At 60.0% G+C, this 23,329-nt stretch carries 30 protein-coding genes; 20 read left to right on the top strand and 10 right to left on the bottom strand.

Going from position 1 to position 23,329, the window contains the following annotated elements:
• Positions 1-258: 258 nt before the first annotated feature.
• The 12 genes from rplN to map all read left to right on the top strand — a co-directional run bounded on the left by rplN (position 259) and on the right by map (position 7,458).
• The gene (rplN, locus tag ACZ5J0_RS13840) at positions 259-627 is read left to right on the top strand and encodes a 50S ribosomal protein L14 (protein WP_003803789.1); all 369 of its coding nucleotides are present in this window, start codon (positions 259-261) and stop codon (positions 625-627) included.
• Between the two features lie 3 nt (positions 628-630).
• Positions 631-990, top strand: a complete 360-nt coding sequence (rplX, locus tag ACZ5J0_RS13835; protein ID WP_142938372.1) for a 50S ribosomal protein L24 — start codon at positions 631-633, stop codon at positions 988-990.
• A complete protein-coding gene (gene rplE, locus ACZ5J0_RS13830) occupies positions 990-1,565 on the top strand; it encodes a 50S ribosomal protein L5 (RefSeq protein ID WP_142938373.1) in 576 nt (191 codons plus the stop codon). The genes rplX and rplE overlap by 1 nt, the downstream gene beginning before the upstream one ends.
• Before the next feature lie 78 nt (positions 1,566-1,643).
• Positions 1,644-2,042 (top strand): 30S ribosomal protein S8, encoded by a 399-nt coding sequence (gene rpsH / locus ACZ5J0_RS13825; protein WP_142938374.1) that lies wholly within the window; start codon positions 1,644-1,646, stop codon positions 2,040-2,042.
• A gap of 18 nt (positions 2,043-2,060) precedes the next feature.
• On the top strand, positions 2,061-2,597 hold the full coding sequence (rplF, locus tag ACZ5J0_RS13820) for a 50S ribosomal protein L6 (RefSeq protein WP_062073167.1): 537 nt from the start codon (positions 2,061-2,063) through the stop codon (positions 2,595-2,597).
• Between the two features lie 3 nt (positions 2,598-2,600).
• Positions 2,601-2,984, top strand: a complete 384-nt coding sequence (gene rplR, locus ACZ5J0_RS13815) for a 50S ribosomal protein L18 (RefSeq protein WP_024817584.1) — start codon at positions 2,601-2,603, stop codon at positions 2,982-2,984.
• Positions 2,985-3,013: 29 nt separating this feature from the next.
• The gene (gene rpsE / locus ACZ5J0_RS13810) at positions 3,014-3,685 is read left to right on the top strand and encodes a 30S ribosomal protein S5 (protein ID WP_011775581.1); all 672 of its coding nucleotides are present in this window, start codon (positions 3,014-3,016) and stop codon (positions 3,683-3,685) included.
• A 2-nt stretch (positions 3,686-3,687) separates the two neighbouring features.
• The gene (gene rpmD, locus ACZ5J0_RS13805; protein ID WP_011775580.1) at positions 3,688-3,894 is read left to right on the top strand and encodes a 50S ribosomal protein L30; all 207 of its coding nucleotides are present in this window, start codon (positions 3,688-3,690) and stop codon (positions 3,892-3,894) included.
• The gene (gene rplO, locus ACZ5J0_RS13800; RefSeq protein WP_142938376.1) at positions 3,894-4,376 is read left to right on the top strand and encodes a 50S ribosomal protein L15; all 483 of its coding nucleotides are present in this window, start codon (positions 3,894-3,896) and stop codon (positions 4,374-4,376) included. The genes rpmD and rplO overlap by 1 nt, the downstream gene beginning before the upstream one ends.
• Positions 4,377-4,561: 185 nt before the next feature.
• Positions 4,562-5,872, top strand: a complete 1,311-nt coding sequence (secY, locus tag ACZ5J0_RS13795) for a preprotein translocase subunit SecY (RefSeq protein ID WP_464093311.1) — start codon at positions 4,562-4,564, stop codon at positions 5,870-5,872.
• A 5-nt stretch (positions 5,873-5,877) separates the two neighbouring features.
• Positions 5,878-6,447, top strand: a complete 570-nt coding sequence (locus ACZ5J0_RS13790; protein WP_187697147.1) for an adenylate kinase — start codon at positions 5,878-5,880, stop codon at positions 6,445-6,447.
• A gap of 183 nt (positions 6,448-6,630) precedes the next feature.
• Complete coding sequence (map, locus tag ACZ5J0_RS13785) at positions 6,631-7,458, top strand: type I methionyl aminopeptidase (protein WP_464093310.1); 828 nt, start codon at positions 6,631-6,633, stop codon at positions 7,456-7,458.
• A gap of 62 nt (positions 7,459-7,520) precedes the next feature.
• Here map and ACZ5J0_RS13780 read toward each other — a convergent pair whose 3' ends face one another.
• The 3 genes from ACZ5J0_RS13780 to ACZ5J0_RS13770 are packed head-to-tail and all read right to left on the bottom strand — an operon-like array spanning position 7,521 to position 10,823.
• Positions 7,521-8,867 (bottom strand): ABC transporter substrate-binding protein, encoded by a 1,347-nt coding sequence (locus ACZ5J0_RS13780; RefSeq protein ID WP_142938380.1) that lies wholly within the window; start codon positions 8,865-8,867, stop codon positions 7,521-7,523.
• Positions 8,868-8,919: 52 nt separating this feature from the next.
• Positions 8,920-9,840, bottom strand: a complete 921-nt coding sequence (locus tag ACZ5J0_RS13775) for a carbohydrate ABC transporter permease (RefSeq protein WP_142938381.1) — start codon at positions 9,838-9,840, stop codon at positions 8,920-8,922.
• Positions 9,837-10,823 (bottom strand): carbohydrate ABC transporter permease, encoded by a 987-nt coding sequence (locus ACZ5J0_RS13770; RefSeq protein WP_464093309.1) that lies wholly within the window; start codon positions 10,821-10,823, stop codon positions 9,837-9,839. Before ACZ5J0_RS13770 ends, ACZ5J0_RS13775 begins: the two co-directional genes overlap by 4 nt.
• A 242-nt stretch (positions 10,824-11,065) precedes the next feature.
• On the opposite strand from ACZ5J0_RS13770, the gene ACZ5J0_RS13765 reads away from it, so the two are divergent.
• The 8 genes from ACZ5J0_RS13765 (at position 11,066) to ACZ5J0_RS13730 (ending at position 16,386) form a co-directional block, all read left to right on the top strand.
• A complete protein-coding gene (locus ACZ5J0_RS13765; RefSeq protein ID WP_464093308.1) occupies positions 11,066-12,046 on the top strand; it encodes a P1 family peptidase in 981 nt (326 codons plus the stop codon).
• Between the two features lie 195 nt (positions 12,047-12,241).
• Positions 12,242-12,463 carry a translation initiation factor IF-1 gene (infA, locus tag ACZ5J0_RS13760; protein ID WP_011775571.1) on the top strand — a complete coding sequence of 74 codons (222 nt, stop codon included), beginning with the start codon at positions 12,242-12,244 and terminating at the stop codon, positions 12,461-12,463.
• Positions 12,464-12,535: 72 nt separating this feature from the next.
• Positions 12,536-12,649 (top strand): 50S ribosomal protein L36, encoded by a 114-nt coding sequence (gene rpmJ, locus ACZ5J0_RS13755; RefSeq protein WP_011775570.1) that lies wholly within the window; start codon positions 12,536-12,538, stop codon positions 12,647-12,649.
• 196 nt (positions 12,650-12,845) lie between these two features.
• A complete protein-coding gene (rpsM, locus tag ACZ5J0_RS13750; RefSeq protein WP_011775569.1) occupies positions 12,846-13,223 on the top strand; it encodes a 30S ribosomal protein S13 in 378 nt (125 codons plus the stop codon).
• A 51-nt stretch (positions 13,224-13,274) separates the two neighbouring features.
• The gene (gene rpsK, locus ACZ5J0_RS13745) at positions 13,275-13,676 is read left to right on the top strand and encodes a 30S ribosomal protein S11 (RefSeq protein WP_014922380.1); all 402 of its coding nucleotides are present in this window, start codon (positions 13,275-13,277) and stop codon (positions 13,674-13,676) included.
• A 149-nt stretch (positions 13,677-13,825) separates the two neighbouring features.
• Positions 13,826-14,836 (top strand): DNA-directed RNA polymerase subunit alpha, encoded by a 1,011-nt coding sequence (locus ACZ5J0_RS13740; protein ID WP_011775567.1) that lies wholly within the window; start codon positions 13,826-13,828, stop codon positions 14,834-14,836.
• 66 nt (positions 14,837-14,902) lie between these two features.
• On the top strand, positions 14,903-15,463 hold the full coding sequence (rplQ, locus tag ACZ5J0_RS13735) for a 50S ribosomal protein L17 (RefSeq protein WP_142938383.1): 561 nt from the start codon (positions 14,903-14,905) through the stop codon (positions 15,461-15,463).
• A gap of 32 nt (positions 15,464-15,495) precedes the next feature.
• Positions 15,496-16,386: a tRNA pseudouridine synthase A gene (locus tag ACZ5J0_RS13730; RefSeq protein ID WP_464093307.1), complete on the top strand. Its 891-nt coding sequence runs from the start codon at positions 15,496-15,498 to the stop codon at positions 16,384-16,386.
• A gap of 140 nt (positions 16,387-16,526) precedes the next feature.
• Here ACZ5J0_RS13730 and ACZ5J0_RS13725 read toward each other — a convergent pair whose 3' ends face one another.
• The 7 genes from ACZ5J0_RS13725 to ACZ5J0_RS13695 are packed head-to-tail and all read right to left on the bottom strand — an operon-like array spanning position 16,527 to position 23,295.
• Complete coding sequence (locus ACZ5J0_RS13725) at positions 16,527-17,417, bottom strand: type II secretion system F family protein (protein WP_166839937.1); 891 nt, start codon at positions 17,415-17,417, stop codon at positions 16,527-16,529.
• 9 nt (positions 17,418-17,426) lie between these two features.
• Positions 17,427-18,374: a type II secretion system F family protein gene (locus ACZ5J0_RS13720; protein WP_142938385.1), complete on the bottom strand. Its 948-nt coding sequence runs from the start codon at positions 18,372-18,374 to the stop codon at positions 17,427-17,429.
• Positions 18,371-19,813, bottom strand: coding sequence for a CpaF family protein (locus ACZ5J0_RS13715; RefSeq protein ID WP_223940637.1), 1,443 nt, complete (start codon positions 19,811-19,813; stop codon positions 18,371-18,373). The genes ACZ5J0_RS13720 and ACZ5J0_RS13715 overlap by 4 nt, the downstream gene beginning before the upstream one ends.
• Positions 19,810-21,006: an AAA family ATPase gene (locus ACZ5J0_RS13710; protein WP_142938387.1), complete on the bottom strand. Its 1,197-nt coding sequence runs from the start codon at positions 21,004-21,006 to the stop codon at positions 19,810-19,812. Before ACZ5J0_RS13710 ends, ACZ5J0_RS13715 begins: the two co-directional genes overlap by 4 nt.
• Complete coding sequence (cpaB, locus tag ACZ5J0_RS13705) at positions 21,003-21,749, bottom strand: Flp pilus assembly protein CpaB (RefSeq protein WP_464093306.1); 747 nt, start codon at positions 21,747-21,749, stop codon at positions 21,003-21,005. The genes ACZ5J0_RS13710 and cpaB overlap by 4 nt, the downstream gene beginning before the upstream one ends.
• 44 nt (positions 21,750-21,793) lie before the next feature.
• A complete protein-coding gene (locus ACZ5J0_RS13700) occupies positions 21,794-22,858 on the bottom strand; it encodes a TadE/TadG family type IV pilus assembly protein (RefSeq protein WP_142938388.1) in 1,065 nt (354 codons plus the stop codon).
• Entirely contained in the window at positions 22,846-23,295 is a 450-nt protein-coding gene (locus ACZ5J0_RS13695) for a TadE family protein (protein WP_142938389.1), read from the bottom strand. Before ACZ5J0_RS13695 ends, ACZ5J0_RS13700 begins: the two co-directional genes overlap by 13 nt.
• Positions 23,296-23,329: the final 34 nt, after the last annotated feature.

Here is a 23,329-nt window from a genome sequence, read left to right as displayed (position 1 = left end):
AGTGCATAAACGTGCTAGGATATTGAGTTTGTATGGCGCCATTAGTGGGCCGTCAACTACCTCGTAAACAATCGTGCTGCTGCATACTGCCCCGCGCAGAGTTTTCTGCAAGGGAAGCTGATGCTTGTGGCACGGGCGTTTAGGCCCGTCCTGGCAAAATCCAGACGGGTCAAGAGACACCCCGATCAACCGTTCCGCAAGGCTCATTCCGTATGCATGATTTCGGTCTGAGAACCGGCGCGACGCAAGGAGTAAAAATTGATTCAGCAGGAGTCGCGACTGAAGGTCGCCGACAACACGGGTGCTAAGGAAATCCTTACCATTCGCGTTCTCGGTGGATCTGGCCGTCGCTACGCAGGCATTGGCGACGTCATCGTCGCAACCGTCAAGGACGCTATCCCTGGCGGCAACGTAAAGAAGGGTGACGTCGTCAAGGCTGTCATCGTTCGTACCAAGAAGGAACGCCGCCGTGCGGATGGTTCCTACATCAAGTTTGACGAAAACGCAGCTGTGATCCTGAAGAACGACGGTGACCCCCGCGGTACCCGTATCTTCGGCCCGGTTGGTCGTGAACTTCGCGACAAGAAGTTCATGAAGATCGTTTCGCTGGCCCCGGAGGTGCTTTAGTCCATGGCTAAAATCAAGAAGGGTGACCTCGTTCAGGTCATCACCGGCGCCAAGCAGGAACGTGGCGGAGACCGCGGCAAGCAGGGCAAAGTCCTGCGCGTATTCCCGGACACCAACCGCGTGTTGGTAGAGGGCATCAACCGCGTCACCAAGCACACCAAGGTCGGTCAGTCGCAGCGCGGCACCAAGACCGGTGGCATCGAGGTCGTTGAGGCCCCGATCCACGTTTCCAACGTTGCTTTGGTTGACCCGTCGACCAAGAAGCCGACCCGTGTTGGTTTCCGTCTCGACACCGTTGAAAAGGATGGTCGTTCAAAGACTGTCCGTATCCGCGTGTCCAAGGCCTCCGGGAAGGACATCTAATGAGCGAGACACTGTCTGCAAACAAGATCGTTCCGCGTCTGAAGACCAAGTATGCAGAGGACATCAAGAAGTCCCTGCAGGACGAATTCAACTACGCGAACGTGAACCAGGTTCCCCGTCTGGTGAAGGTTGTTGTGAACATGGGTGTTGGAGATGCCGCCAAGGACTCCAAGCTGATCGACGGCGCTGTCCGCGACCTCACCCTGATCACCGGCCAGAAGCCGCAGGTAACCAAGGCCCGTAAGTCGATCGCACAGTTCAAGCTGCGCGAAGGCATGCCCATTGGTGCACACGCTACCCTGCGTGGCGACCGCATGTGGGAATTCGTGGACCGTCTGGTTTCGCTGGCCCTGCCGCGTATCCGTGACTTCCGCGGCCTCAACGGCAAGCAGTTTGATGGCAACGGCAACTACACCTTCGGTCTGACCGAGCAGGTTATGTTCCACGAAATCGACCAGGATTCCATTGACCGCGTTCGCGGCATGGACATCACGGTTGTGACCACTGCCAAGACCGACGACGAAGGCCGCGCGCTGCTCAAGGCGCTTGGTTTCCCGTTCAAAACCGAAAACTAACTACGTGACAGGTCCGTCCGCGTTTGCTCATGAGGGCAAGCGCAGCGGAAACCGGTACGAGGAAGGGCTATAGCCCAAATGACTATGACAGATCCTGTCGCAGACATGCTTACGCGTCTGCGCAATGCAAACTCGGCATACCACGACACCGTGTCCATGCCGTACAGCAAACTGAAGGCACGCGTTGCCGACATCCTTAAGGCCGAGGGCTACATTGCCGGCTGGAAGGAAGAGGAAGCAGAGGTTGGCAAGAAGCTGACCATCGACCTCAAGTTCGGTCCCAACCGCGAGCGTTCAATCGCTGGTGTCCGCCGCATCTCCAAGCCGGGTCTCCGCGTTTACGCGAAGTCCACCAACCTGCCGCACGTGCTGGGTGGCCTGGGTATCGCTATCCTGTCCACCTCTTCCGGCCTCCTGACTGACAAGCAGGCCGGCAAGAAGGGCGTGGGCGGCGAAGTCCTCGCGTACGTCTGGTAACGGGAAAGGAAGAGAATAATGTCACGTATTGGACGTCTCCCCATCACCGTTCCTGCCGGAGTTGAGGTCAAGCTCGATGGCTCCGTCATCAGCGTCAAAGGTGCCAAAGGCGAGCTGAGCCACACTGTGGCCAGCCCGATCGAGGTTACCCAGGAAGAAAACACTCTCACGGTCACCCGCCCGAACGACGAGCGCAACTCGCGTTCGCTGCACGGCTTGACCCGCACCCTGATCGCAAACATGATCCAGGGCGTTACCGAGGGCTACGAGAAGAAGCTTGAAATCGTTGGTACTGGTTACCGCGTTCAGGCCAAGGGTTCTGACCTGGAGTTCGCTCTGGGCTACAGCCACCCGGTTAGCGTCTCTGCACCCGAAGGCATCACCTTCGTAGTAGAGGGTCCGACCAAGCTCTCTGTTGCGGGTATCAACAAGCAGCAGGTCGGCGAGGTTGCTGCCAACATTCGCAAGCTGCGCAAGCCTGACCCCTACAAGGGCAAGGGTGTCCGTTACGCCGGCGAAGTCATCCGCCGCAAGGTCGGAAAGGCTGGTAAGTAAACCATGGCCATCGCAATTAACAAGAAGCGTACGAACAAGAGCAAGTCGGCTGCACGCAGCCGTCGCCAGCTTCGTATCCGCAAGCGCATCACAGGTACGGCCGTACGTCCTCGTATGGTTGTTAACCGCTCTGCACGTCACATGTTCGTCCAGGTTGTCGATGACAGCAAGGGTGTAACCGTGGCTTTCGCTTCCACTTTGGAGGCGGACCTCCGTGCATTCGACGGTGACAAGACTGCCAAGGCCAAGCGCGTTGGCGAGCTCGTTGCCGAGCGTGCCAAGGCTGCAGGCGTCGAAGCTGTTGTCTTCGACCGTGGCGGTAACAAGTACCACGGCCGTATCGCCGCCGTCGCTGACGGTGCTCGCGAAGGTGGGCTGGCACTGTGACCGTTGAAAATAACGAAAAGGACGTTCAGGTGACTGAAGCTGTAGCTGCTGAAGCAACTGAGACCGCACCCGCTACCGACGACCGCCGCGGCGGACGTCGTGGCGAGCGCGGCGACCGTGGCCAAGGCCGCGGCGACCGTGGTGGCCGTGGTGGCCGCGACGGCGGTCGTGAGGCTGAGAAGAGCCAGTTCGTAGAGCGCGTTGTCACCATCAACCGCGTTGCCAAGGTCGTCAAGGGTGGTCGTCGCTTCAGCTTCACCGCGCTCGTCGTCGTCGGTGACGGCAACGGTATGGTCGGCGTCGGCTACGGCAAGGCCAAGGAAGTTCCCGCGGCTATCGCAAAGGGCGTTGAAGAGGCTAAGAAGTCCTTCTTCCGCGTTCCCCGCGTTGGCAGCACCATCCCGCACCGTGTGCAGGGTGAGGCCGCTGCAGGTGTAGTCCTGCTGCGTCCGGCTTCCGCCGGTACCGGTGTTATCGCCGGTGGTCCGGTCCGCGCGGTACTGGAGTGCGTGGGTATCCACGACATCCTCTCCAAGTCGCTCGGTTCCTCAAACGCGATCAACATCGTTCACGCGACTGTTGCCGCTCTGAAGCAGCTCGAAGAGCCCGCTTCCGTGGCTGCCCGCCGTGGCCTGCCGCTGGACGAGGTTGCTCCTGCTGCTCTGGTGCGCGCGCTCCAGAACCAGAAGGCAGGTGTTTAGTCATGGCTAAGAACCTGACTCCCTCCGACGCCAAGTTGGAGATCACCCAGATCAAGGGCGTCATTGGCGCCAAGCAGAACCAGAAGGCTACCCTTCGGTCCCTCGGCCTGAAGCGCATCGGACACACCGTTGTCCGCAACGCCGACGCCGTGACCGTGGGCATGCTGAACACGGTTCCGCACCTCGTGAATGTAGAGGAGGCGAAGTAATGGCAGAGAACAAGACCGCCGAAGAGACTGCTGAGAAGCAGCACGCTCTGAAGGTCCACCACCTGCGCCCCGCCCCGGGTGCCAAGACCGCCAAGACCCGTGTTGGTCGTGGTGAAGGCTCCAAGGGTAAGACCGCTGGTCGCGGAACCAAGGGTACGAAGGCCCGCTACCAGGTGAAGGCTGGCTTTGCCGGCGGCCAGTTGCCGCTGCACATGCGCCTGCCGAAGCTGCGCGGCTTCAAGAACCCGTTCCGGGTTGAGTTCCAGGTTGTGAACCTGGAGAAGCTCAACGAGCTGTTCCCGGAAGGTGGCACTGTCACCGTAGAGTCCCTGGTTGAGAAGGGTGCCGTTCGCAAGAACCAGCCCGTCAAGGTGCTGGGCACCGGCGACATCACCGTCAAGGTTGACGTCACCGCCCACGCATTCTCTTCCAGCGCTGCGGAAAAGATTGCTGCAGCAGGCGGAAGCACCACTGCTCTCTAAGAGCCAGTTGGGCAAATGCCCGTTGTAAAAGGATCCCGGTATGCGGGGCTTCGGCCCTGTATACCGGGATTTTTTGCGTGGTTGTGGACTCTCGATTATTCCGACGGCGTCCCAAGCGGTTAGACTCGGTTGTTGGGTTTCATTGATCCCATCCACATCCTTGTACTTTCTACTCAGGAGGACGCTTGCTAAGCGCATTCGGCCGGGCGTTTCGGACGCCTGATTTGCGACGCAAGTTGTTGTTCACGCTGGGAATCATCACAATCTTCCGCTTGGGAGCTTTCATCCCCTCGCCTGGTGTGAACTACCAGAATGTCCAGCAATGCTTGAACACCGGTGACACCTCGCAGGGCATCTACCAGCTGGTGAACTTGTTCAGCGGCGGCGCGTTGCTGCAGGTTTCAGTGTTTGCCTTGGGCATCATGCCCTACATCACGGCGAGCATCATCGTGCAGTTGCTCCGGGTGGTCATTCCCCGGTTCCAGCAGCTTTACGAAGAGGGCGCCTCCGGTCAGTCAAAGTTGACGCAGTACACCCGGTACCTCACCATCGCATTGGGCCTGCTGAACGCCACTACGTTGGTTTCGCTGGCTCGATCCGGCCAGTTGCTCCCAGGGTGTAACCTGCCCATCATTCCTAATGAGAGCATCATGACCACCATCCTGATCATCATCACGTTGACGGCCGGCACCGGCCTCATCATGTGGATGGGCGAGTTGGTCACGGAAAAGGGTGTGGGTAACGGTATGTCGTTGCTGATCTTCACCTCTATCGCTGCAAGCTTCCCCGGCTCGCTGGGCTCCATCTGGGAATCCAAGGGCCCGGGAACGTTCTTCACCGTGCTGGCTGTAGGCCTGCTCACGGTGGCCTTGGTGGTCTTCGTGGAGCAGTCCCAGCGCCGCGTTCCCGTTCAATATGCCAAGCGCATGATCGGACGCCGCACCGTGGGCGGCACCAGCACCTACATTCCCATCAAAGTGAACATGGCCGGCGTCGTGCCTGTCATCTTCGCTTCCTCCATGCTGTACCTGCCCGGGCTGATTTCACAGTTCAACCAGCCCGCGCCGGGGGAGCAGATGGCCCCGTGGGTTGAGTGGATCAATAACAACCTCACCCGTGGCGACCACCCCATCTACATGGCACTGTATTTCGCCATGATTGTGTTCTTCACCTACTTCTACGTTGCCATCACCTTCAACCCTGAAGAAGTGTCGGACAACATGAAGAAGTACGGCGGGTTTATTCCGGGCATCCGGGCGGGTAAACCGACCGCGGACTACCTGCAGTACGTGCTTTCCAGGATCACCTTGCCTGGAGCCCTTTACCTGGGCTTCGTGGCGTTGATTCCGCTGGTTGCGCTCGTCCTGATCAACGCCAACCAGAACTTCCCGTTCGGTGGCACGTCAATTCTGATCATGGTGGGTGTTGGCCTGGAGACCGTCAAGCAGATTGATGCGCAGCTACAACAACGTCACTACGAAGGGCTTTTGCGATGACGAGAATGCTGATCATTGGACCTCCCGGTTCGGGTAAGGGTACGCAGGCTGAGCGAATTTCGGAGCGCCTCGGCGTAGTCGCCATCTCCACCGGCGACATCTTCCGTGCCAACGTCAAGGGCGAAACCCCTTTGGGCATCGAAGCCAAGAAGTACATGGACGCCGGCGACTTTGTTCCGGACAGCGTCACGAACGACATGGTTCGCGATCGCCTGAGCCAAAGCGATGTGGAGAACGGTTTCCTGCTGGACGGATACCCGCGCACCACAGCGCAGGTGGACTACCTAGACCAGATCCTCGCTGAGGGTGAGCAGGAGCTCGACGTCGTGCTCCAGCTGACCGCTGACGACGAAGAACTGGTGACCCGTCTTCTTGGCCGTGCCAAGGAAACGGGCCGCTCGGACGACAACGAAGCCGTAATCCGTCACCGCCTGGATCTCTACCATGAGCAGACCGAGGCAGTTGTGGCTAAGTACGCCGAGCGTGGCATCCTCACGCAGGTAGATGGCATCGGTGGTATCGATGAAGTTACCGACCGCGTGCTGACAGCGATCGAGGCGGCCAAGACCGTTTAGTGTGTTCTCCACGAAGCCGGTAAAACGGTGGTGGAGTGAGGGTGTGTCCCGTACAGTGCGTGCGGGACACACCCTCTTTTCTTTTCACCCTGCATTCCAATTTCGGCCACGCACCCCGGTACGGGAAAATGGTTGAAGCATGGGGCCTGATCGGCCTCTACAGCAAACCTTCCAGAGGAGATCATGGCGTTCGGTCAGCCCCGCATTGAATACAAAACCAACGAGCAGATGCGCACCATGCACCAGGCCGGTCTCGTCCTGAGCCGGGCACTGGATGCTGCCGTTGCGGCGGCCAAGCCGGGGGTCACCACCAAGGACCTGGACGACGTCTTCGCCGCGGTCCTCAACAATGCCGGCGCAAAGTCGAACTTCCTCGGGTATCACGGCTTTCCGGCCACCATTTGCACCTCTGTCAATGAAGAAGTGGTCCATGGAATCCCTGGCGGCAAGGTGCTCAACGACGGCGACATCATCTCCATTGACGGCGGATGCATAGTTGACGGTTGGCATTCCGACTCCGCCAGGACGGTGATCGTCGGTAACGCAGATCCTGAAGACCAGAGACTCTCTGATGTCACCGAGGCAGCTATGTGGCGCGGTATCGCAGCCTTGGCCAAGGGCAAGTTCGTCGGGGACATCGGAAACGCAATTGATGATTACGTATCGTCCGTCCCGGGCAAGCCCTTGGGCATCCTGGAGGACTATGTGGGCCACGGCATCGGCTCGGAAATGCACATGGCCCCGGACGTTTTGAATTATCGGACCGGCCACCGCGGCCCCAAGATCCGGCCCGGCCTGTGCCTGGCCATCGAACCCATGCTGGTTCGTGGTGACATCGAGACCGCGACCCTCGACGACGACTGGACCGTGGTCACCACGGACGGCAAGCGTTCCTGCCAGTGGGAGCATTCCGTGGCTGTGCATGACAAAGGCATCTGGGTTCTTTCGGCCCCGGATGGAGGAGCCGAGCAGTTGGCGCCACTCGGCGTGGTGCCCGTCCCCATCCCGTAGCACCGCAAAAAAGAGCTGGGCTACGTCAGTAGCCCAGCTCTTTTCGCAGGGATGAAAAGCAGTCACGCCTTCAGCTTGGGCTTCACGTCCTTGGTGTAGATACCCTCGAGTGTCTTCTTCAGCTCGGTCATGGTTGCCTGGACGTCGCCCTGCTGCGTCAGGATCTTGGCCGCAGCCTTGGCCATCTCCTGGTCCGCTCCCGGCAGGAACACGCGGGCATTGTCCTGGACCTTGGTGGCTGCAAGCTGGTCCATGGCGGTCTTGATTTGCGGTGTTGCTGCCAGGACCGCGGACATGTCAGCTGAGAGCCTGGTAGGCATGTAACCGGTGGCGGCCGAGAACGCCGCAGTGTTCTCCGGCTCGGTCATGAACTTCAGGAACGTCGCGGCGGCAAGCTGCTCTTCCTTGCTGATGCCGCTGGGGATGCCCAGCCCAGCGCCGCCGGTGGGGCATACGCCGCTGGGTGCCTCCGGGCCGCCGGGAAGGAACCCGACGCCCACGTTGAACTTGGCTGCTTTCAGGACGCCGAGCAGTGAGCCGGTAGAGGAAATGGTGGATGAGGTGATACCTGCGGCGAAGTCATCGGCTGCTTCCTTGGACGAGACCCCGGCCCAACCGTCCTTGTAGATGGTGTCCTGCGCCCACTGCAGTGCAGCCACGGACTGGGGAGAATCGCAGGTGATGTCCCAGTCCTTTGACCAGCTTCCGCCCCAGCCCCACAGGTTGTTTTGCAACGTCCAGCCCGCGTAGCCAGCCAGGGCCGGGTAGATGTAGGCGTACTGCGCACCTGATGTGGCCTTGAGCTTGGGCGCCCACTCGGCAAACTCCTGCCACGTGGCCGGGGCCCGATCCGGAAGCCCCGCTGCCTTGAAGTGGTCCTTGTTGTAGTAGAACAAGGGCGTGGAGCGGCCGTAGGGGAGCGCCCACTGCTTGTCGTCGTATTTGTAGTCGTCCACCAGCGACTTTTGGAAGTCGTCCATCTTGATGTCCAGCTGCTTCACCAAGCCATCGATGGGAATGATGCTGCCGTTGGAGAAGTAGCGGAACCACCACACATCCGAGAGGACCACCAACCCGGGAAGGCCTGTCTTGGCTGCCTGGGACGTCTGGAATTTCTGGGCTATTTCTTCGTAGTTGGCGCCCGCTGTCACCAGGTTCACCTTGATGTCCGGGTACTTGGCGTGGAACTTTTCAATGATCGCCTTTTCCACGTCCTGCGACTTGCCGGGGTGGTTGGTCCAGAAATCGATGGAGGCGGCGGGCTTTATGCCACTGAAATCGATCGTTGCGGTGTCGACGGCGTCTGCCGTGCCCGCCGTCGACGGTCCGCCGCATGCGGCAAGTGCCGCAGCTCCGGCGCCGAGGCCTGCTAGGCCCAGGAAATGTCGGCGGTCAAGGTTGGTGCGCATGGTGCTTCCTCTCAATAATTTACTTCGATGCGAATGGTGCGGTTGGAGAAAATCAGCCGGTGACACTGCCTTGGGTCAGCCCGGCAACGATGTATCGCTGGAGCGCTGCGAATACCAGCAAGATGGGAACGATCACCAAAACGGCTCCCGCCATGAGAATTCCCCATCCGGCGCCGTTGCCCTCCGAGTTCTGCAGCAACGTCAGCCCCACTGGCAATGTCATGGTTTCGGGACGGTCCGTGATGATGAGGGGCCAGATGTAGTCGTTCCATTCACTGACCACGGTCACCAAAGCCACCGTCGCAATAGATGGAACCGACACCGGGACGATGATCTGCCACAACCGCCGCCAATGGCCCGCACCGTCGATTTCAGCTGCTTCGAGAATCGACGGCGGTAACGTCAGGAAGTGTTGGCGCAGCAGGAACGTGCCAAACGCCGTCCCCAGGCCCGGAAGGATGATGCCCCACAGGGTGTTCTTGCCGCCCATGCCCGCTATGAGGATGTAATTGGGCAGGATGGACACCTGCGCGGGCACCATGAGTGCCACCAGAATCAGCACGAAGATTACGTTCTTGAACGGGAAACGAACGAACACCAGCGCGTAAGCCGTCAGAATGGCCAGGATGACCTTGATGGACGCGCCAACCACGGTGACGATGAGGCTGTTGGCGAAGAACTGCGCGAACGGAACCGTAGTCATCGCCGTGGCGTAGTTCTCCAGGTTCACAGACTCCGGAAGGATTCTGAGGTCCGTGGTAACGATCTCGCCCGGTTGCTTGAACGAGCTCAGCAACATCCACATCAGCGGCAGGAACACCACCAGCGTGGCGATGATCAGGGGCACGTATCCGGTTGCCATGGTCCGGATGAGGTTGGCTTTGGAGAATGGTCGCGGCGGCTCATGCGGCGCCTTCTCCTGCATGCTCTCCTGTAAGGAATCAACGACGACGGCGGGTGAAGGCGCGCTCATGAATAGTGGACCTTTCGCTCAACGAACCGCAGTTGAAGAACAGTAATGATCAGCAGGATGGCGAAAAGAATCACCGATATCGCGGCCGAATAGCCTGCCCTGTTGTAGGCCCCGAACGCCTGCAGGTATGCCTCGTAGATCAGTGTGCTGGTGCCATTGCCCAGCGGCGTCATGATGCGGATGAGGTCGAACGCCTGCAACGAGCTGAGCATGGTGGTAATCAACAGGAAGAACGTGGTGGGGGACAGCAGCGGCAAGGAAATATTGAGGAACCTGCGTGCGCCATTGGCTCCATCCAGTGCCGCAGCTTCCATGACGTCGCGTGGAAGGGACTGCAGGCCGGCCAAGTAGACCACGGCGCAGTAGCCCAGGTTCTTCCAGACGTACACAATGATCACCATCACCAAGGACAGCTGGGGATCGTTGATCCACTGTGGGCTCTGCTGTCCCAGGCCCCGGAGGAGCCAAGCAAGTACGCCGTAGCCGGGATCGAAAATGAACAGCCACACCAGGCCAACACCAACACCGGACAGTACATAAGGCGCGAACACGGCAGAACGGGCGAACGTGGTGCCGCGGACCTTGGAGTTCAAAGCAAGGGCAACCAACAAGCCCAGGATCATGGAACCGCCAACCGTTACCAGCGTGAAAATCGCTGTAGTCCCAAGGACCTTTGACGCGTCCTCACCGGTGAAAAACGTGACGTAGTTCTGTAAGCCCACCACCGTGGCCGAGGCCGAGCCGAGGGTCCAATCCAACGTGGAGTAGTAGATGTTGTTGATCAGCGGCCAATAAGTGAACGTGCCGATCAACACCAAGTTCGGCAAGGCCATGGCCAGGAACACCAGGAAATCCCGGCGGTCTCGGCCGGACCAGCGCTTCCTAACCTGTCTGGGCTTGGCTGCTGTGGCGGGCGGAACCGGAGGCTCGGCCGGCTTGTCTGCAGGCGCAGCACTGCTGCTGTGAATCTGTCGGGTAGTCATGAGTCACTAACGGTTTCTGGCTAATGTGGGGCGCCAGCTCCCGGACCGGGGCGGCGAAGACAGGCCTAGCTCACCACACCGAAAGCCTGCGTTTGGGCCAAAATGGGGAGCCGCAGCGATAGTTGGCTTACACTTCCTAACCCGTTTACTCAGCGTTACTCGCCTGTTCGTATTTGAGGCCCGGCTCCCACTTGTTGCCGCGCCTTGGGCCGCCAGTTGGCTCACCAGTGGAGAATGGAGCCATGAATTCGATCACCGATGTTGCCGGCATACGGGTTGGGCATGTGCAGAGGGTGGGGGAGGGGTGGTTGTCCGGGGTTACTGTGGTGCTTCCTCCGCCGGGGACCGTGGGGTCTGTGGACGTGCGCGGTGGTGGGCCCGGGACGCATGAGACCGATGCGCTGGATCCCACCACGTTGGTTTCCACTGTGGACGCTGTGGTGTTGACCGGAGGTAGCGCCTTTGGGTTGGCGTCGGCGACGGGTGCTCAGTTGTGGTGTGAAGAACAGGGGCGGGGTTTCGCTGTTCCCGGGACCGTGGTGCCCATTGTGCCGGCGGCCGCCATCTTCGACCTTGGTAGGGGCGGCGACGTTATAGCCCGACCTGATGCCGACATGGGCTACCAGGCAGCCGCCGCAGCCTTCGCCTCAGGCGACCATGCCGCCGTCGTACGTGGAAACGTTGGTGCCGGGACTGGCGCCGTTGTTGCACGTGGACAATACAAGGGCGGCGTGGGGACGTCCTCGATCGAACTCGACGACGGCGTGGTAGTGGGGGCCATCGCAATAGTCAACGCCCTGGGATCGCCGGTGGGGCTGGGACCCGGCAGCGCGCGTCTAAGGGAGGAGCGACCGAGCGCGCAGAGGGTCGCAGGCCCACCGGCTCCACCGCAGGGACTCAACACCACGCTCGTGGTGATCGCCACCAATGCTGTCTTGGATGTTGCCGAGTGCAAGCGGACTGCTTCTTCCGGGCATGCCGGGCTTGCGCGTGCTTTGGATCCGTCCCATACCCTCGTGGACGGCGATACCGTGTTCGCTGTGGCGACCGGCGCCGTCGTGCTTGACCGCAGTACTGAACAGGCGCGGCAGGCGTCCTTGATAACACTCCAAAGTGCGGCGGCGGAAGCCGTTCGACTAGCCATTCTGGATGGTGTCCTTGCAGCGCAAGCCGTCTCGACGGCGGCGGGCGACTTCCCGGCCTATCGGCCAGCGGGGGAGTGACGACTGGAGACAGGTGCGCTACCATTGACGGATTTAACTTTCCGGCTTCATTGGCGTAGAGTTATTTGTTGGTTGTCTGTGCAGCCACGCCCTTTTTAGTGTCGTGGTTCCAAGAGAGCCAAGCAAACAAAAAACGTCCGCTGGATCTTCGGTGCCTAACTGAAGGACGGCGGCAAACAACAGTTAGCGGAGGATATGGCCAAGAAGGACGGGGTCATTGAGATCGAGGGCGTTGTGACTGAGGCGCTGCCCAATGCGATGTTTCGTGTTGAGCTCACCAATAAGCACGTCGTTCTCGCACACATCTCTGGGAAGATGCGACAGCACTACATTCGAATCCTCCCCGAGGACCGGGTAGTGGTTGAGCTGAGCCCATACGACCTCACACGTGGTCGTATCGTCTACCGCTACAAGTAAATTGCTGGGCGGCAAGGCAATAGTGCCTAAGCCGCTCCAGCAGATCAACTGCAAAACACGCAAAGGAACGCCATGAAGGTCAAGCCGAGCGTCAAGCAGATCTGCGACAAGTGCAAAGTGATCCGCCGTAACGGCCGGGTCATGGTGATCTGCGAGAACCCGCGCCACAAGCAGCGCCAGGGCTAATTCCCCTCACGGGAATCTGCGTCCGCAAGGACAAACCTGGGCTGCTAGCCCACGCAAGTAAATAAAGGCAGCACAAGCTGTGCCAGGACTGCATTACAGAGCCTGGTCAGCGAACCCCCGGTCGGAGGCTGGGGCCACACTGAACGTGTGGGTGTACTGCCTACGACCTCCGGTTTATTCAAGGAGTACTGCCACTATGGCTCGTCTCGCTGGCGTAGACATTCCCCGCGAAAAGCGGTTGGAAATTGCGCTTACTTACATCTACGGCGTGGGCAAGACCCGTGCACACGAAACCCTGGCTGCCACCGGCATCAGCGCTGACGTTCGCGTCAAGGACCTGACTGACGCCGAGCTGGTCCAGCTGCGTGACTACATTGAAGGCAACTACAAGGTTGAGGGTGACCTTCGCCGCGAGGTAGCCGCTGACATCCGCCGCAAGGTAGAGATCGGCAGCTACGAAGGCCTGCGCCACCGCAAGGGCCTGCCCGTACGCGGACAGCGTACGAAGACCAACGCTCGTACCCGCAAGGGCCCCAAGCGCACCGTCGCCGGCAAGAAGAAGGCCGGACGTTAATCCCTCGGGATTGATCCGGTTTTCCCCCGATAACTTTCTGTAGGAGAAACAATGCCCCCGAAGACTCGTGGAGCGGTTCGTAAGCCGCGTCGCAAGGATAAGAAGAATATTGCGCTTGGCCAGGCGCACATCAAGAGCACCTTTAACAACACCATCGTGTCCATCACGGACCCGAACGGTGCTGTAATCTCATGGGCTTCCGCCGGTGAGGTTGGCTTCAAGGGCTCCCGTAAGTCCACCCCGTTCGCTGCCCAGATGGCTGCTGAAGCTGCTGCAAAGCGCGCTCAGGAGCACGGTCTGCGCAAGGTTGACGTATTCGTCAAGGGCCCGGGATCCGGACGCGAAACCGCAATCCGTTCGCTTCAGGCCGCTGGCCTCGAGGTTGGCTCCATCCAGGACGTCACCCCCAGCGCCCACAACGGTTGCCGCCCGCCGAAGCGCCGCCGCGTCTAATTAGGTCTTCCCCGCCTGACCGGCCGGGCCTGCTATGGATGGTTTCGATCATCCATCAGCATGGCCCGGCTGGTCAGGCTGGAAACCGAAGCCGATTTCCACCACCTGTGTTGCGTCATATAGCGGATGCTCGCCGAAAGGAAACCTAAGTGCTCATTGCACAGCGCCCCACCCTGTCTGAAGAAGTTGTATCCGAGAACCGCTCCCGTTTCATCATTGAACCGCTGGAGCCGGGCTTCGGCTACACCCTCGGAAACTCCCTCCGCCGTACCCTGCTCTCCTCCATCCCCGGTGCCGCTGTAACCAGCATCCGGATCGATGGCGTGCTGCACGAGTTCACCACGGTTCCGGGTGTCAAGGAAGATGTCACCGAGATCATCCTGAACATCAAGAACCTTTCGGTTTCCTCCGAGCACGATGAGCCGGTTGTTGCTTACCTGCGCAAGCAGGGCCCCGGAGTCGTCACCGCCGCGGACATCGCTCCGCCGGCCGGCGTCGAATTCCACAACCCGGATCTGCACATTGCCACTCTGAACTCGAAGGGCAAGTTCGAACTCGAACTGACCATCGAGCGCGGCCGTGGCTACGTTTCGGCAGCTCAGAACAAGTCCGGCGACTCCGAGATCGGCCGTATTCCGGTTGACTCGATCTACTCGCCGGTCATGAAGGTAACTTTCCGCGTGGAAGCTACCCGTGTTGAGCAGCGCACCGACTTCGACAAGCTCATTGTCGACGTCGAGACCAAGCAGGCTATCGCCCCTCGCGATGCTGTTGCTTCCGCAGGCACCACCTTGGTGGAACTGTTCGGTCTGGCTCGTGAGCTGAACACCGCAGCTGAAGGTATCGAGATTGGCCCGTCGCCGACGGACGCTGCCCTGGCAGCGGACATGGCTCTGCCGATCGAGGATCTGGACCTCACCGTCCGTTCCTACAACTGCCTCAAGCGTGAGGGCATCCACACCGTGGGTGAACTCGTTGCCCGCTCCGAGGCTGACCTGATGGACATTCGTAACTTCGGTGCGAAGTCCATTGACGAGGTCAAGGCAAAGCTCGTGGAACTGGGTCTGTCCCTCAAGGACTCCCCTCCCGGTTTCGATCTCGCAGCCCGCGCCGCAGCCATCGAAGAGGACGACGCCGCGTTCAGCGACGACGAGCTCTAAACAGCAGATCTTGGCCGCCGGGTCCAGCGATGGACCTGAACGGCTTACATAACAGGAGAAATAACTATGCCTACCCCCACTAAGGGTCCGCGCCTCGGAGGCGGCCCGGCTCACGAGCGCCTGATGCTCGCGAACCTGGCAGCTGCTCTCTTTGAGCACAAGCGCATCACCACCACGGTCACCAAGGCCAAGCGCCTTAAGCCGTACGCAGAGCGTCTGGTCACCTTCGCCAAGCGTGGCGACCTCGCTTCCCGCCGCCGCGTTCTCGGCCTGATCAGCGACAAGGGCGTTGTCCACGAGCTGTTCACCGACATTGCCGGCGCCGTTGCTAACCGCGATGGTGGCTACACCCGCATCACCAAGATCGGCAACCGCAAGGGCGACAACGCTCCCATGGCTGTCATCGAGCTCGTTCTCGAGCCGGTTTCCCCCAAGCAGGCTGTAGTTGCTGAAGCAACCAACGCTGCTGCCAAGGCTGCTCCGGCCGCCGAAGCTCCGGCTGCTGAAGAAGAGGTTGTAGAGACCGAAGCTGCTGAAACCGAAGAGGCTCCGGCCGCTGAGGCAGAAGCTGCTGAGACCGAAGCTGCTGAAACCGAAGAGGCTCCGGCCGCTGAGGACAAGAAGTAATTCACTGAATTCTTCACAGTAGACTTAAGTCTATGAACGAACGAAAACCCGCTGCCCCCGTTATGGGGGGCGGCGGGTTTTTGCGTGTCCGGCTTGATCTTTCCTACGACGGCGGCCCTTTCAACGGGTGGGCCGTGCAGCCCGGTCTTCGCACCGTTCAAGGATCCCTTGAAGAAGCTTTGGCGCTCATCCTGCAACGCCCGATTCGCGTGACGGTTGCTGGCAGGACCGACGCCGGCGTCCATGCCCGGGGTCAAGTTGTTCACCTGGACCTGACGGAAGCCGAGTGGCTGTCACTGCCGCGTGGGCACGAACTCGATCCCGCCGTCGCGCTTTTGCGCCGACTCCGCGGCGCTTTGAGCCGCATTCTCGGCGATCTGACGGGGACCATTGAAGTGCACGACGCCGGTCTGGCGCCGGAAGGTTTCGACGCCCGCTTCTCAGCGTTGTGGCGCAGGTACAGCTACCGGATTGCCGATGGTCCGGGTCGCTGGGACCCTGTGCTGCGGGGAATCACTTTGTGGCATAAAACGTCTTTGGAGGTTGAGCTCATGAATCACGGTGCGCATTCTCTGCTGGGCCTTCAGGACTTCCGCTCTTACTGCAAACCCCGCGAGGGAGCCACCACCATTCGTGAACTGCAGCAATTTTCGTTCGACCGTGGAAGCGACGGTGTCATAGTTGCCACCGTCCAGGCCGACGCTTTCTGTCACAACATGGTGCGGTCCTTGGTAGGTTCTGCGCTCCGCGTGGGGGAGGGCTTGGAAACTCCGGGTTGGCTGCACTCGCGTCTTCTGGAACGTCAACGTGACGCCAAATCAGTGCTCGCTGCTCCACATCCCCTGGTGCTTGAAGAAGTCGCCTACCCTTCCGATAGTGAGTTGCTGGCGCGGGCCGAGCTGACGCGGGCACGGCGCGAGTAGCTCTTCTGTCCGTGACCAAGGACCTATCCGGGCGTTGGGGGGACCCCCTCCCGGCTCTGGGTACCGGAAGGGGGCCGTTGTGGCACTCCGTGGTCTGGGATCCGCGAAGTGCCGGTCTTTAGGGCAAGAACACCAGAGCCCTAGAACGTTCCGGCAAGGTTAGTCATTACGTTGATGACGGCCGGACCCATGATGACGATGAAGAGCACCGGAAGGATGCAAAACATCAGGGGGAAGAGAACCTTTACCGGCAGTTTCATGGCCTGCTCTTCTGCCCTCTGCCGACGCTTGATACGCATTTGCTTGGCTTGTGTACGAAGGACGTTGGCGATCGCGATCCCGTAGGTGTCTGCCTGGACTATGGCCCCAACGAATGCCCGCAGGTCGTGAACGTCAACACGTTCGGCCAGGGCAATGTAGGCTTCCTTCCGGCTTCGTCCTGCCTGCATGTCCTGCAGCGTACGGAGCATTTCCATAGCGAGCGGTCCCGAACCGTTTTGTCCGGCCCTTGCCATGGCACCTTCAAAACCAAGACCGGCTTCCACGGAGATCAGCATCTGGTCCAGGGTGTTGGGAAGCTCCGTCTGGATGGCCTTCTGCCGCTCGGCTGCCCGGCCGTGGATGAGCAGGTCCGGAATGAAATACACCAACGAGACCGCTGCCAGATAAAGCACGAAGCCCGGGCCGGATGGCGCCCGTAGAAAGAACAGCAGGCCCACGAGCCCTGCTGCCAGGGCCAACGCCGGCTTGAGGATGAGAAGGCGCCCAAGGGGCATTCCCGCTGGTCGGCCCAATTTGGCCAGCAGCTTGTCCAACCAGATTGTGTAGCCCTTGGGGGTGAGCCTTGCTCCGAGGCGTTGGAGGTTGAATGATGATGACTGTGCTCCCAGCTCCGTTGCCATCCCGGCGCTTCGGCTCAAGTTGGCTCGAACAGTCGCCAGGCCGGCACGATCAACTGAAATGAAGGCCCACGCCATGAAAGCGATGGGGATGACGATCAAGGCGACGGACGCCCATGCAATAACGTTCATGATCACTCCCTAAAACTTGATCTTGACCACGCGGCTGAGCCAGAAGGTGCCCAACCCCAAAAGGACTATTGCGGCCACCAGCATGATCCAACCCAGGGGATGGGTGAACAACGGCTGGATGTACGTCCCGTTCGCAAGGCTGAGGTACAGGAACATGCCAGTCGGCAGCGCTATGAGCACATAGGCGGACATACGACCTTCAGCGCTGAGTGCCCTGACTTGCCCCTTGATTTGGGACCGTTCACGGATCGTCTCGGCCACATGGTCCAGGACTTCAGCCAAGTCGCCGCCCACTTCGCGATGAATTTCGATGGCCTGCGTCGCCCAGAGGAAGTCCTCGCTATGGAGACGCGAGGCCGCGTCCAAGAGGGCGTCACGCAAGTCGCGACCCAGGCGAACTTCTCCCACGATCCTGGCAAATTCTTCTTTGGTAGGTGACTGGGCCTCTTGGGCAACAGCATCCACCGCCCGGAGCAAGCTGTGGCCGGCCCGCATGCTGCCGGACAGCATTTGCAACGTGTCACCCAGTTGAGCCTCGAACTGGGCCCTGCGTCGGGAGGTCATAATGCTCAGAACCATGCGTGCGCCGATGGGCACGATGATTCCGAAGAGAATCGCCACCAAGACGCCGCCAAGGATGAAGCCTAGAACGGCGCCAGTGAACGTGGCGCAGATGACCAAAAGAACGTAGTCCGCTGGTCTCATCCGCGAGCCGGCCTGTTCAAGCAAAATCCTGGTTCCTGAAGCCCGGCTTGCAGAAACCGAACCATCCACCATGGCCACAGCGGAATTCGTCACTCGGGTCAGGACGGATTCCTGTGGGCCCGAGTCCGGACGGCGCCGGGACAACGCAATCGTTGAGTTCCTCGACCTGGGGATGAGGAACAGCCCGATCGCCAGAGCGGAGAATCCGAGAAGCACGCCGGCTATGAGCAGGAGCGGGTTGGTGGCGGTCATCGCTGACCACCGCCAGTGTGCACGCTGCCAAAGACCGCCGGCGACAAGTAGATTCCAAGGTCCGCGAAGTGGTCCACGAACCGTGGCCGCACCCCTGTAGGAACGGGCTTCCCAAGGAACCTCCCGTTGGCGTCCATGCCTGCCGAGTAGTCGAACGTGAAAGCATCCTGCAAGGTAACAACGTCACCTTCCATGCCCTGGACTTCTGTCACGTGGGTGATTCGGCGGGTTCCATCGCGCAGCCGAGAGATCTGAACCACCAGGTTCACGGCGGACGAGATCTGCTCGCGGATTGCCCTGAGGGGCAAATCCATTCCAGCCATAAGCACCAACGTCTCGAGGCGTGCAATGGCGTCCCGTGGCGAATTCGCGTGAACAGTGGAGATGGATCCATCATGGCCGGTGTTCATTGCCTGAAGCATGTCCAAGGCTTCGCCGCCACGAACCTCGCCCACCACGATCCTGTCCGGGCGCATGCGCAGCGAATTGCGAACCAGGTCCCGGATGGCGATTTCGCCCTTGCCTTCGATGTTGCTGGGGCGGCTTTCCAAACGAACCACATGTGATTGCTGGAGTTGCAACTCCACTGCGTCTTCGATGGTGACGATGCGCTCATCGGAGGGCAGGAAGGACGAAAGGACATTAAGGAGAGTTGTCTTTCCCGTTCCAGTACCGCCGGAGACGATGATGTTCAGCCGGGCCTGTACACATGCATGAAGGAGTTCCGTGATCTCGGGGCTCGTAGTTCCCAACTGGATGAGATTCTGGGCCGTTAGAGGGACGCGCCCAAACTTACGGATAGTCAGCGACGATCCATTGACGGCCAGCGGCGGAATGATCGCGTTGACACGGGACCCATCCGAAAGCCGCGCGTCCACAAGAGGTGAGGACTCGTCGATGCGGCGGCCAACCTTTGAGACGATCCGCTCAATGATTCTGCGCAGGTGCTCTTCGGACGAGAAATGAACGTTGGTCAAATGGAGTTTTCCTGCAATTTCCACGTAGACCTTATCTGCGCCGTTCACCATGATTTCCGTGACGTCCTTGTCGTCAAGGAAACGCTGTAGTGGCCCCAGGCCAAGCACGTCGTCAGCGATTTCCTGAACCAGCCGTTGCCTTTCCGAGGACGTCAGGGGGATATCGTCCTCGTCGATGACGGCGCGGAGTTCCTCCTTGACATAGCGGTGCAGCTCGGCTTCGTCGAGTGTGGTATCCGAGATCCGGGAGCCCATGCGGTCAAACAAGGCGCTGCTGGTACGTTCCTTGACCGCAGACAAGGCCTGGCTGGAGTCCTCGGTGGCTCCTCCGGACCCCGGCGAATCGGCGAGATAATCCGGGGCTTGCGTTGCCGGTCCGGCCCACGGATCTCCCGGCGTTGATGTTCCAGGTGTCTCAACTTCAAGTCCACGGACCGTTTGAAGGCGTTTTGCGAGGTTCACTTGACTACCGCCCTTCGATGCAACTGCTTGTGTGGCCGTTCTTCCCATCCGGGCTTGAACCGCTCCACAAGCTGGCGGAGGCCCCGAAGGGTGACATCCTTCGCTCCATCTTGGAGTACGGGGATGCCTCTGTTGGTTGAGTAGGGGAGTGAGCGGGACCGGGGCAACGTGACATCCACCGGGCAACCGATGGTGGCTTCCACATCCACCAAGGTGAGCCCGCTCCGCTTGTCCGCGAAGTTCAGGACAACATGGCGCTGTTCCGGGACCAACCCAATCTCGTCCAAAATCTCCAAGCCGTTCCGGAGCCCCCTGATGCTGGGGATGTCCATTCCGCATACCCAGACGACGTCGGAGGCACGTTCCAGAGTCGCCAGGACATGTTCACCGAGACCGGGGGCCGTATCCACAATCACGTAATCGAATTCCTTGGCCAACTGTTCAAGGAGATGCCCCACTTGTTCTGCGGAGATCTGTTCGATTTGAGATGGGTTGCGCGGCGCGCAGAGTGCGTAGATGCCAGCGGGATGGGCTGAGAGGTATGACTTGAGCACCATGCTGTCTTGGACTGCCGCGCCAGTGACGGCATCCGCGATGGTCCGTTCAGGGTCTATGAGCAGACCGGATGCGACGTCGCCGAATTGGAGGTCCAGGTCGGCTATGACTACCTTCATGGGCGCGGTACGCCCCAAGCCAATGGCCAGGTTGGTTGAGATGGTTGTTTTGCCCACGCCACCCTTGGGAGACATAACGGCGATGATCCGGCCTCCCTGTGGACCTGCGTCCACTTGGGCACCCAAGCCCCTGCGTCGCCCGGCGGCTGCAAGGCTGGCACGCTCCAACAGGGCTCGAATGGCCACTGCATCTGCAGATGGCTCCAACAAGTCACGGATTCCTGCACGCATGGCTGGCAGCGCGATCTCGGCCGCATCCGTCGATGCGAGTACGACGCTGATCTCGGGATACTGGAGGTCGAAAAGGCTGGCCAGGCGAATGGCGTCGTCTGCTTGCAGTCCGGGGCCCAGCACCAGGACTTCCAGCAGTTGACCGGACAACACGCGTAGGACGTCGTCCGGGCCCTGCGGCAAGTAGTCGGCAATGATGGACTGCACGTCGCCGTGCAGACCGGACGCAGCGTGCCGGACGCGCTTTTCGAACTCAACGTCAGCTGTGATGACTAGGAAGCGGCTCATTGGAGTACCTCTGCCTTCTTGATGGTGACGCGTGCGCTTTCCTGTGCTTCTGCGGGTTCTTTGGTCAGCCAGATGTCCCCGTACTTTGCGCCATAAACAATCTTGGTAGCGTCTACATCGCTACGGGCCAGGGTCACTATGAAGGAACCTTCTGGCAGCTGGGTATTGGCCTGCTCGGAGCTTGCCTGCGCCGTATTGGTGTTTCTCGAGGTGGCCCGCTGAACGCTGGTCACAAGAACCTTGTGGAAGACGAGCTGCGCTGATGCCTCAGATTCGGCCTGCCCGGGCTGGCCAAGCAGTACCATGACGCCGACGGTGTCGCCGGCAGCCAATCGCCCGCCAACCACACGCTGGGCGTCCAGTTGAACTGAAACTTCTTGAAGTCCGTCTGGAACGGGGACTGATCCCGGAGCCGCCAGGCTGTTGGGGTCCACCAGACGGTTTCCCAGCAGCGCTTCACCCGGCATGAGTTCTGCCCCGGCGACTTTGCCTTCCATACCGGAGAGGCTCTTGAGGGCGCCATTGGGCACCGAAGCCGCAGGTAGCGAAGCAAGCTTTACAGCAGATCTGATCTGCTGAAGATCGGCTCCCTCCGGAACCTGACTTTGAATAACGAGGACATCAACGGGCTGGAGGTCCTTTTGAGCCCGCGCGTCTGCTGCTTGAACATATGTGACCAGTAACAGCGTGCCGACTATTGCCAGCACTACTGCGACTATGCCTCCCAGTAGGCGAGTTTTCACTTTGATTCTCCTTAATGCAATGGAGTTTTCTCCCAGATTGGTTATTACTCGGTGAGTTGGACGCCCAAGGCGCCGTACGTGGTGGGGCCGCCCAGAGTTGCGGCTTCCGTCAGACTTACTTTCTTGATGAAGGTGCCGAACAGCCCGGTATCGCTGTTCTTGAGGCCCAGGGACTTCTGGAGCGCCGAGGCATCGGAAGTCATGTAGGTCGGTCCGCCGCCTGTCAGATGCCATCCTCGGAGTGAGATCTGGGCAAAGGCCTCGATCTTGAAGGACTTCTTATACGGAGAAGAAGCGCAGGGGTTGGTTCCCGTACCCTTCTTCACCGGGCAGGCAGTTTCAAAAATGGGAATCAGGAGTTCCACAGGCTTGCCGGCTTTGAGCTTGGCCTCCCAGGATGCGAAGGCCGAGCTGCATGTGGAATCGAAGTCGTTGCCCTCGTTGGCCTCCACCCACGGATCATCAATGTCCACATGCACGGTGCACGTAGCACCGGGATGTTTGAGCCAACCGAAACCGCCGGGAAGCTCGAAGCCGGACGAAGACTGATGCTTACACGCGTAATCCGGGTCATCGGACAACTTGGTCCCGTGGACCGGGAAGAACTGAAGGCCTTTAGTGAAACCCGGGTCCGCTTCGCATTGCGAGAAAGTCAGCGGTATTGCATCCGTTGCGGAAAAGCCACCGAATTTGGCTTGGGCGGTGGCCTTGATATCCGCCGTCTGGACACCCAGTGCCCGAGCGAACACCAAGCTGAAGTGATTGTCACCGGAGGCGTTGCGGGATTGGGTAGTGACATCAATGGTTCCGGTGGCCAGATTCACCGTTGCCACCGGCGCATTGCTGACACCGTCCAGGGCATTCAGTCCTGCCAAGGTGGTAGCTGTGGATGCGGGCGAGACGCAGTCGGCAGAGCCTGCACTCTTGGCGCAAGCCTGGGCGATGCCTATTGCCGACGAGTCGGCGCCATTCTGCAGTTGAGCATGCTCGGAGTACATCATTGCCACGTCCACGGCGAAGGCGGTCATTCCCAGCAGCGCCACCATCAGCATGGCCGTCATGGGAGCAACAGCACCGCGTTCGGCATCACCGTGTTTCAGCCGCCGCATCGCATGACCCCTGTCCCTGAGATGTTCAGTTCAGCCGGCATTCCAGGCACGAGGCCCGGGAACCCGGTCATCCAGGGCGTGCTGTAGGAGATGGTGACTTCCACGTTGCAAGGGTTGGTTCCGGTTGACGTAATGGCAATGTCACCAGGATCCAGATCCACCGAAGGTGCCGCAGCCACACCGGCAGCCTGTGCATCGCCCACGGTGTAGGTGGAGTCCGACTGGTGAATGGCTGCATATCGGGCGGCTTCCCGGGCGGCTTCAGACAAGGAAATCTGGATGTTGAATGCGCGGCCGAACTCAAAAATTCCCAGTACCAGCACGAGGAATATGGGCAACACCAATGCAAATTCAACCGCAACGGCTCCGGACTGGTTCTTGGATGTGGAGGGCTTCCGTGTGCGGAGCTTTTTCCTCTTCTTATCGTTGGATCTCATAGCTACTCCCAGATAAAACGAATCCGGGCCGGCT

Source organism: Arthrobacter sp. DualSoilB13, assembly GCF_055389195.1.
This window is presented reverse-complemented; position numbering and strand designations above follow the sequence as displayed.

Bases quoted from the DNA above. Each gene is read 5' to 3' on its own strand.
- rplX (WP_142938372.1), top strand. From the start codon at position 631: ATGGCTAAAATCAAGAAGGGTGACCTCGTTCAGGTCATCACCGGCGCC.
- rplE (WP_142938373.1), top strand. From the start codon at position 990: ATGAGCGAGACACTGTCTGCAAACAAGATCGTTCCGCGTCTGAAGACC.
- rpsH (WP_142938374.1), top strand. From the start codon at position 1,644: ATGACTATGACAGATCCTGTCGCAGACATGCTTACGCGTCTGCGCAAT.
- rplF (WP_062073167.1), top strand. From the start codon at position 2,061: ATGTCACGTATTGGACGTCTCCCCATCACCGTTCCTGCCGGAGTTGAG.
- rplR (WP_024817584.1), top strand. From the start codon at position 2,601: ATGGCCATCGCAATTAACAAGAAGCGTACGAACAAGAGCAAGTCGGCT.
- rpmD (WP_011775580.1), top strand. From the start codon at position 3,688: ATGGCTAAGAACCTGACTCCCTCCGACGCCAAGTTGGAGATCACCCAG.
- rplO (WP_142938376.1), top strand. From the start codon at position 3,894: ATGGCAGAGAACAAGACCGCCGAAGAGACTGCTGAGAAGCAGCACGCT.
- ACZ5J0_RS13790 (WP_187697147.1), top strand. From the start codon at position 5,878: ATGCTGATCATTGGACCTCCCGGTTCGGGTAAGGGTACGCAGGCTGAG.
- map (WP_464093310.1), top strand. From the start codon at position 6,631: ATGGCGTTCGGTCAGCCCCGCATTGAATACAAAACCAACGAGCAGATG.
- ACZ5J0_RS13780 (WP_142938380.1), bottom strand. From the start codon at position 8,867: ATGCGCACCAACCTTGACCGCCGACATTTCCTGGGCCTAGCAGGCCTC.
- ACZ5J0_RS13775 (WP_142938381.1), bottom strand. From the start codon at position 9,840: ATGAGCGCGCCTTCACCCGCCGTCGTCGTTGATTCCTTACAGGAGAGC.
- ACZ5J0_RS13770 (WP_464093309.1), bottom strand. From the start codon at position 10,823: ATGACTACCCGACAGATTCACAGCAGCAGTGCTGCGCCTGCAGACAAG.
- ACZ5J0_RS13765 (WP_464093308.1), top strand. From the start codon at position 11,066: ATGAATTCGATCACCGATGTTGCCGGCATACGGGTTGGGCATGTGCAG.
- infA (WP_011775571.1), top strand. From the start codon at position 12,242: ATGGCCAAGAAGGACGGGGTCATTGAGATCGAGGGCGTTGTGACTGAG.
- rpmJ (WP_011775570.1), top strand. From the start codon at position 12,536: ATGAAGGTCAAGCCGAGCGTCAAGCAGATCTGCGACAAGTGCAAAGTG.
- rpsM (WP_011775569.1), top strand. From the start codon at position 12,846: ATGGCTCGTCTCGCTGGCGTAGACATTCCCCGCGAAAAGCGGTTGGAA.
- rpsK (WP_014922380.1), top strand. From the start codon at position 13,275: ATGCCCCCGAAGACTCGTGGAGCGGTTCGTAAGCCGCGTCGCAAGGAT.
- rplQ (WP_142938383.1), top strand. From the start codon at position 14,903: ATGCCTACCCCCACTAAGGGTCCGCGCCTCGGAGGCGGCCCGGCTCAC.
- ACZ5J0_RS13730 (WP_464093307.1), top strand. From the start codon at position 15,496: ATGAACGAACGAAAACCCGCTGCCCCCGTTATGGGGGGCGGCGGGTTT.
- ACZ5J0_RS13725 (WP_166839937.1), bottom strand. From the start codon at position 17,417: ATGAACGTTATTGCATGGGCGTCCGTCGCCTTGATCGTCATCCCCATC.
- ACZ5J0_RS13720 (WP_142938385.1), bottom strand. From the start codon at position 18,374: ATGACCGCCACCAACCCGCTCCTGCTCATAGCCGGCGTGCTTCTCGGA.
- ACZ5J0_RS13710 (WP_142938387.1), bottom strand. From the start codon at position 21,006: ATGAGCCGCTTCCTAGTCATCACAGCTGACGTTGAGTTCGAAAAGCGC.
- ACZ5J0_RS13700 (WP_142938388.1), bottom strand. From the start codon at position 22,858: ATGCGGCGGCTGAAACACGGTGATGCCGAACGCGGTGCTGTTGCTCCC.
- ACZ5J0_RS13695 (WP_142938389.1), bottom strand. From the start codon at position 23,295: ATGAGATCCAACGATAAGAAGAGGAAAAAGCTCCGCACACGGAAGCCC.